This is a genomic window from Gelidibacter algens, from assembly GCF_001678675.1.
In the GTDB taxonomy this organism is placed as follows: Bacteria; Bacteroidota; Bacteroidia; order Flavobacteriales; family Flavobacteriaceae; genus Gelidibacter; species Gelidibacter algens.
The window spans coordinates 20,850-28,205 of the sequence record NZ_LZRN01000047.1 but is presented as its reverse complement, the minus strand read 5'-3'; the positions used below and the strand labels follow the sequence as shown (position 1 = coordinate 28,205).

6 protein-coding genes are annotated in these 7,356 nt (G+C 35.8%); 4 read left to right on the top strand and 2 right to left on the bottom strand.

Going from position 1 to position 7,356, the window contains the following annotated elements; translation table 11 throughout:
- Positions 1-53: 53 nt before the first annotated feature.
- Both A9996_RS16570 and A9996_RS16565 read right to left on the bottom strand, forming a co-directional pair.
- Positions 54-1,994: a helix-turn-helix domain-containing protein gene (locus A9996_RS16570; RefSeq protein WP_066437743.1), complete on the bottom strand. Its 1,941-nt coding sequence runs from the start codon at positions 1,992-1,994 to the stop codon at positions 54-56.
- A 200-nt stretch (positions 1,995-2,194) separates the two neighbouring features.
- Positions 2,195-3,040 (bottom strand): DUF2911 domain-containing protein, encoded by an 846-nt coding sequence (locus tag A9996_RS16565; protein ID WP_066437740.1) that lies wholly within the window; start codon positions 3,038-3,040, stop codon positions 2,195-2,197.
- 225 nt (positions 3,041-3,265) lie between these two features.
- On the opposite strand from A9996_RS16565, the gene A9996_RS16560 reads away from it, so the two are divergent.
- From A9996_RS16560 to A9996_RS16545, 4 genes are all read left to right on the top strand, one after another.
- Positions 3,266-3,925 carry a TetR family transcriptional regulator C-terminal domain-containing protein gene (locus tag A9996_RS16560; RefSeq protein ID WP_066437732.1) on the top strand — a complete coding sequence of 220 codons (660 nt, stop codon included), beginning with the start codon at positions 3,266-3,268 and terminating at the stop codon, positions 3,923-3,925.
- On the top strand, positions 3,922-5,232 hold the full coding sequence (locus A9996_RS16555) for an ABC1 kinase family protein (RefSeq protein WP_066437730.1): 1,311 nt from the start codon (positions 3,922-3,924) through the stop codon (positions 5,230-5,232). The genes A9996_RS16560 and A9996_RS16555 overlap by 4 nt, the downstream gene beginning before the upstream one ends.
- The gene (locus tag A9996_RS16550) at positions 5,232-5,858 is read left to right on the top strand and encodes a flavin reductase family protein (RefSeq protein ID WP_066437728.1); all 627 of its coding nucleotides are present in this window, start codon (positions 5,232-5,234) and stop codon (positions 5,856-5,858) included. The genes A9996_RS16555 and A9996_RS16550 overlap by 1 nt, the downstream gene beginning before the upstream one ends.
- Positions 5,859-5,926: 68 nt before the next feature.
- Positions 5,927-7,354: an SDR family oxidoreductase gene (locus A9996_RS16545; protein ID WP_066437722.1), complete on the top strand. Its 1,428-nt coding sequence runs from the start codon at positions 5,927-5,929 to the stop codon at positions 7,352-7,354.
- Positions 7,355-7,356 lie beyond the last annotated feature (2 nt).

Genomic DNA, 7,356 nt, shown 5'->3' with positions numbered 1-7,356 from the left:
AGATTGTATATTATCAAAATATTCACAACATTCGTGGTAGAACCAGTTTTTATTCAGTTGAAATTATTTTTAGTTTCAGGAAATCCAACTTTTTGACAAAGCAATTTGTAGCGAGGATCATTCTTAAGCTTTAATAGATTTGGATCTGCTTTTAGCCATATCATATCCACTTCATGTTTTTTATAGGCGATATCCAACCATTTAAATGCTTCGTCTTTGTTTCCAAGACGTGCATAATAATGGGCCACAAAGACATTTATTTCAGGTTCACCTTTATTGGCGCGGTCGATAACTTCGTTTAACAGTTCTTTTGACTTCCCTTCATCTCCAAGATAATAATACACTGCTGCAAGATGAATTACCATGGAGGCATGCCGCTTATCTGAAATTTGTAATCCTGTTTCTAGAACATCCTTTGCTTTTTCATAATCTCCCATAGCCAAATAAATATTTCCAAAATGGTCATAATAGTTTTGATCAGGCGCTAGTTGTAAACCTTTACGCATAACATATAATGATGACTCTTTTTTACCTTTAAAATAATATGCATAAGCTGCTAAAACAGCATGATATCCCCACGAAGCATCTGGATTTTCTTTTAATAAATGATGTGTACTTTCAATTACCTCATCATTCCTACAAAGTAAAAGGTCTATAAAACTTGAAAAAAAAAACTTTCCACGTTGCTGTTCAAATATATTAATCAAAGAATCAGCGCTTTTAAAATTCCAATTGAATAATTCCTTTTCAGCCATTGAATAAATTAATTGGAAGTTTTTAGGATTTAATTGAAGGGCCTTTTTAAAATATGGGGCCGCTAAACTATCTGCTTCTTTTCTACTTAAATTTCCATACCATGTCCCCAAGGTTGAATAGGTTCTTCCAAGCGAAGTATAGGCGTCAGCATATGCGGAATCTAATTCAATTGCCTTCTCAAAATATTTTCTTGAAGCAATGATATTTTTCGTTGAATAACTATTCAAAAGATAAAAACCTTGCACTTCGTTAGCATAAGCTTCCATATTTTTTGTAGACGGTTTATGAATACCTGTACGTTCTTCTTCTGTAATTTTCGCCTTCAATTGTTTGGCCACCATTTCGGCAACGCGAGCCTGTAGTTTGAATACGGAATCGTATTTTCCTTCATATTCCTCAGACCAAATAAGCTTGTCGGATGTACCATCAATTAACTGAAGATTGATTTTGATTTCATTCCCTGATTTTTGGAAACCAGACTCCAAAATATAATGCACCTTAAGTTCGTCCGAAATTTCAGGTATTGACTTGTTACTATTTCTGTAATTCATCATTGAAGTAAATGAAATCACCTTTTTGATATCCCTAATTTTTGAAAGCCCAGAAATGACGGCTGTAGTCATTCCATCACAAAAAGCTTCATTATCTGGGTTTCCACTCATGTTTCTAAAAGGCAATACCGCGATAGAGTTATCACTTGAAATAACCGGATCAATAATTTCTGATGTCGTGTTAGTTTCAGGTTTCGCAAAGTTGTAATATGAAATTATCGCAATTAAAATCAGCACCATTGATGCAATTACATAGGTACGCGGATTGAATCGTCTTCTTTTGAGTAATACAGGTTCGGCATTGTCATTCATTGGTGGAATTTCCACAACGTCTTCATCGTTCAAAGGATTTCTGAATTTTACTTCCCCTGGAGGATAGCCATAATATTGGTTGAAACTTGTATTAAAATACGATGGACTGCTAAACCCAACCTTATAGGCAATTTCGGAAGCAGTGGCTACATTATCTTGTAGCATATCCATTGCTTTTTCCAATCGAAATTCCCTGATAAACTGGCTCGTTGATTTACCGTTAATGGCATTTAGTTTTCGGTGTAGTTGTGATCTGCTTATCCCCAATGCAATAGCTAGCTCTTCAACTCCAAACTGATCATCCTCAATATGATCTTCAATGATGGTATTTAAATTATTGATAAATGCTTGGTCTATTGAAAGTTGGTTGCTCATTTTAACTTTTTATTAAAAAGTTTTTGAACTTCTAAAAGAATTTAGATAGTATCCTAAGATAAGCAATTTTAAAATGCCGTTCAATAGATAAGAACAAAAAGTAAAATCTTAAAATCAACCTAACCTATTACATATTAACCATTTAGAAATGAAAAACGCAACCAAAATGATTGCGTTCCTAACTTCAATAAATAACGTGATTACATTGCCCCCCACTCTTTCAAGGAGTCTTTGTTCATTTTAACATAATCTGCATTACCGGCAGCTTCTGAGGCAGCCAATGATTTTTTGGCAATGTCAATAGCGCCTTTTTTGTCTCCTGCTTTTGCGTAAATCAATGATTGTTGTCTCAACTGATAAAACATAGGCTTAGGAGTCATGGACATGGCTTTGTCAATCCATTCTTTGGCTTGTTTCATATCTTTATCTTCTTGTAGGTAATAGACTGCAGCAGCATAGTAATCTCCAGCGCCAGGACCTTTCATGATTTTGTCGATAGAAGCTGATACCATTTTATCGCTTGGCACTTTAAATGTTACACCAACATACACATCAGACCACATGATGCCTAGCGTGGCACCGCCACTTGATAAATCATCAAATGACATTGTAAACGTCTCAATTTTCATCGGTAATGGATAGGTTTCAGCAGTTACTTTTGCAGCAACTTTAGACTCGTCCCATTTTTCAGGTGTCCCCCAATTGTTAGAATCTGTATAGAAAATCACCTCCCAAGACTTCTCGTTTGGAATAGCATAGAGTGCATAAGTTCCGGCTTTTAGGGTTTTTCCATCAACAGTCACATCAGTGCTGAACATTATTTTGGTATTTTGATTAGCTCCCAAACGCCATACTTCGCCGTAAGGAATTAAATCTCCAAAAATAGTTCTACCTCTCATATTTGGACGTGAATATTCTACAGTCACATCTGTCAATCCAACCACTTGTTCCATTTTTGAAAAAGGACTAGGTTGCGGGGTTTGAATTTGTGCATTTACTGAAAAGGTCATCCCAATTACAGCAAGACACAGCATAATTTTTTTCATAATACTCTATTTTTTAGATGGTTATTTTATGTAATAGGTAAAATTACATTTTTTAAAATCCTCAATAGTTAATGAAATCTTAAAAAAAATGTATTTCAAAAGCTATAGCAGTAAAATTCATTACAGTTAAATACCAATTTTGGAATCATAAATGGCTGTTAAACTTTGTTTAATACAATAAACAAAACGTTAAACATTTTGTATCTTTACATATAAATTAAAATCATGGCAAAAAAGAAAAATATTTCAGATCAAGACATCATCTCTTTCTATATGGATTATGTTTTAGAACATGGCGAGCAACCCAAATCCGTCTATATATTTGCTAAAGCCAACAACTTTGAGGAATCAAAATTTTACGAACATTTTGGATCCTTTGAGTCTGTTGAAAAGCACGTTTTCAGAGCCTTTTTGGATAATACTCTAAAAGTATTACATGAAAGCGACGATTACCAATCGTTTGATGCTCGTAACAAACTACTAAGCTTTTACTTTACCTTTTTTGAGAATTTAACGGCCAACAGAAGTTACGTGCTATTTGCCCTACAGCAGCACAAAAACAGTATGAAAGGTTTGGCGGCTTTATCAGAATTGAAAAAAGGCTTCTCACTCTATATTGATGATTTAGATATCGAAACTTTAGATATTAAGGAAGAGCGTATTGACAGGATCCAAAAGCGCGCATTGCGCGAAACGGCGTGGTTACAGTTATTATTGACCATGAAGTTTTGGATGGATGACACCTCACCTTCTTTTGAAAAAACAGATATTTTTATAGAAAAATCAGTCAATACCAGTTTTGACGTCCTCAATATAACACCCTTAAAAAGCGTGATTGACCTTGGGAAATTTATCTTCAAGGAAAAAATGAACATGACTAAATGAAAACCATAGACAAAATTCCAGTATCAAAAATACAACGTGCCTCAAAATTTGTTTCCACTGGAGCCAAAGTGGGCGTCAATTATCTTAAATATTACGGAGATAAACTAACTAAAACTGAGGTCGAAGCTCGATCAAGACTCAATGAAAACAATGCTGATGATATTTATGACAGCCTGAAACAGCTTAAGGGCAGCGCTTTGAAGGTTGCTCAAATGTTGAGCATGGAAAAAAGTATAATGCCACAAGCGTATGTAGAAAGATTTTCGTTGGCCCAGTTTTCGGTGCCCCCGTTATCGCCACCGTTGGTGCTCAAAACGTTTAAAAATTATTTTGGCAAATTGCCGAATGAACTTTATGATTCCTTCAACACAACTTCTGTCAACGCTGCAAGCATTGGACAAGTCCATATTGCAGAAAAAAATGGGAAGAAACTTGCTGTGAAAATCCAATATCCTGGAGTTGCCCAAAGTATTTCGTCAGATTTGGCCCTTATAAAGCCCATTGCCATGAAAATGTTCAACATTAAAGGCAAAGATTCTGACAAGTACTTTAAGGAAGTTGAAGGAAAGCTTATTGAGGAAACAAACTATATCTTGGAAATGAAGCAGAGCAAAGAAATTGCGAAAGCTTGTGCCCACATTCCCAACCTTTTGTTTCCTCAATATTATGAAGACCTGTCCTCAGAAAAGATAATCACCATGGATTATATGGAAGGTGAACATCTTTCTGAATTTACGGCCCATAATACCAATCAGGACATGTCAAACAAATTAGGACAGGCACTTTGGGATTTTTATATGTACCAAATTCATGTGCTTAAAAAAGTTCATGCTGATCCGCATCCTGGAAACTTCTTGGTGTCTAAGGAACGTCAATTGATTGCTTTGGATTTTGGTTGTATGAAAACAATACCTGACGAATTTTACGTGCCTTATTTTGAATTGGCAAAACCAAAAAACATTTCAAATAAAGAAGTTTTTATCGAAAAACTATATCAGTTGGAAATTCTGCGTGAAGACGATACCAAACAGGAAGCTATATTTTTTACCGATTTGTTCCACGAACTGCTGAGCCTCTTCACACAGCCCTTTCATGCCGAAACCTTCGACTTTTCCGATGGGGAATTTTTTGGAAAAATAACGGAACTAGGGCAACGCTATTCTAAAAGTACGGAACTCCGTAAAATGAATGGTAACAGAGGTTCCAGACACTTTATTTATATGAACCGCACATTTTTTGGTCTTTATAACCTCATGTTTGATCTAAAGGCAAAGGACATCAAAATCAACAATTTTAAAACATTGTAATGCCACACTTCAGTCAAAAGGATATCAATGAGATGCACCATCTCTATCGTATCAACCTGATCAATAGTTGTTCAGGTTACAAATCGGCAAATCTCATTGGCACCAAATCAAGAAAAGGAATTTCCAATGTGGCCGTTTTCAGTTCTGTAACCCATATTGGATCTGACCCATCCATTTTAGGTTTCTTTTTGAGACCTACCACCGTTAGAAGAAATACGTACGATAATATTAAAGAAACCGCCGTATTTACCATTAATCATATTTACGAAGATATTTTAGATGACGCCCATCACACATCAGCAAAGTATGATGCCACTATTTCAGAATTTGATGTAACACAACTAGAGGAAGACTATAAGAATGACTTCATGGCGCCTTTTGTTAAAGGTTCTCCTGTTCAAATGGCAATGCATTATGTTGAAGAATATGATATTAAAGCAAATAACACGGTGCTTTTAATTGGTGAAATAAAGCATCTCTATATTCAGGAGGGTTTAATTGAGAAAGATGGTTTTCTCAATCTGGCTCAAGGCAAAATTGCAGCTATCAATGGATTGGATGGCTATGCAATTCCCAATCTCAAGACCCGTTTGGAGTACCAAAGGCCAAATCAAACTAAAAAATAAAAACGCTGTTTTCACTTCGGAAAATTGTAAATTCAACACTCTTAACTATTGTAAACACAAAAGGATTGATGAAAATTCTCGTTACAGGCTCCACTGGCTATATAGGAAAACGATTAATTCCTATCCTTATTAATGAAGGACATGACGTCATATGTGCTGTACGTGATAAATTTAGAGTTGACAAAAATTATCTTGAAGATGAGCATATCAGCATTGTAGAAGCTGATTTCTTAAATGCCGAAACCCTTCAAAACATTCCCAAGGATATTGACGTTGCCTATTATCTTATTCATTCCATGTCCAATACCTCTCAGGATTTTGAAAAATTGGAAGCTAAGTGTGCCATAAATTTCAAAAACTACTTTGAAACGACAAAGGTCAAACAGGTTATCTATTTAAGCGGTATTACCAACGATGCTTATCTATCAAAGCACTTACAATCGCGAAAAAATGTTGAAGAACTGTTAGAGTCAGAACACTATGCACTGACCATTTTTAAAGCAGGGATTATTGTGGGTTCAGGAAGTTCCTCATTTGAAATTATTCGTGATTTGGTTGAAAAATTGCCCGTTATGGTCGCTCCAAAATGGCTGAATACCAAAACCCAACCATTGGCAGTCAGGGATGTGCTTTCGTTTTTATCTGGAGCCAAAGGCAAAGAAATCCTTTATAATAAAAGCTTTGACATCTTCGGTCCTGAAGTCTTGACCTACAAACAGATGCTACTCAAATTTGCTGAAATTCGCGGTTTGAAGCGCTATATTTTGACTGTTCCGGTGATGACGCCAAAATTATCCTCCTATTGGCTTTATTTTGTGACTTCCACATCTTATAAACTCGCCTCCTCTTTGGTTGACAGTATGGGGGTTCAAATTATTGGTGAGAAAAGTGATATTAATGCTGTTCTCGATGTGCACCCCATTACCTATCAAGAAGCTGTAGAATTGGCTTTTGAAAAAATTGAACAGAATAGTATTGTGTCCAGTTGGAAAGATTCTATGGTGAGTAGCGGCCGACTTCAAAAAAGCATTCACAAATATGTAAATGTTCCCAAATACGGCTGTTTCAGAGATTATAAAGAGCGAAAAGTTGTAGACATGGAGCGCACCATTAACCGTATTTGGTCTATTGGTGGATCAACTGGTTGGTACTATGGGACCTATTTATGGAAGATTAGAGGTTATATGGATAAATTGTTTGGAGGGATTGGTTTGAGACGCGGCAGAACTCATGTTTCAACATTGGATGCTGGTGATGCCCTCGACTTTTGGAGAGTAATTTTCAGTGATCGAAAGGAACGAAAACTACTGTTATATGCCGAAATGAAATTGCCTGGTGAAGCATGGTTGGAATTTAAAATTGAAGACGGACTTCTTAAACAGACTGCAACGTTTAGACCTCGCGGATTGGCAGGTCGTTTATATTGGTATAGTGTTTTACCTTTTCATTGGTTCATATTTAATGGGATGATCAATAAACTGATTGAGGTAGATTGATT

Coding starts and splice junctions, on each gene's coding strand:
- A9996_RS16570 (WP_066437743.1), bottom strand. CDS start 1,994: ATGAGCAACCAACTTTCAATAGACCAAGCATTTATCAATAATTTAAAT.
- A9996_RS16565 (WP_066437740.1), bottom strand. CDS start 3,040: ATGAAAAAAATTATGCTGTGTCTTGCTGTAATTGGGATGACCTTTTCA.
- A9996_RS16560 (WP_066437732.1), top strand. CDS start 3,266: ATGGCAAAAAAGAAAAATATTTCAGATCAAGACATCATCTCTTTCTAT.
- A9996_RS16555 (WP_066437730.1), top strand. CDS start 3,922: ATGAAAACCATAGACAAAATTCCAGTATCAAAAATACAACGTGCCTCA.
- A9996_RS16550 (WP_066437728.1), top strand. CDS start 5,232: ATGCCACACTTCAGTCAAAAGGATATCAATGAGATGCACCATCTCTAT.
- A9996_RS16545 (WP_066437722.1), top strand. CDS start 5,927: ATGAAAATTCTCGTTACAGGCTCCACTGGCTATATAGGAAAACGATTA.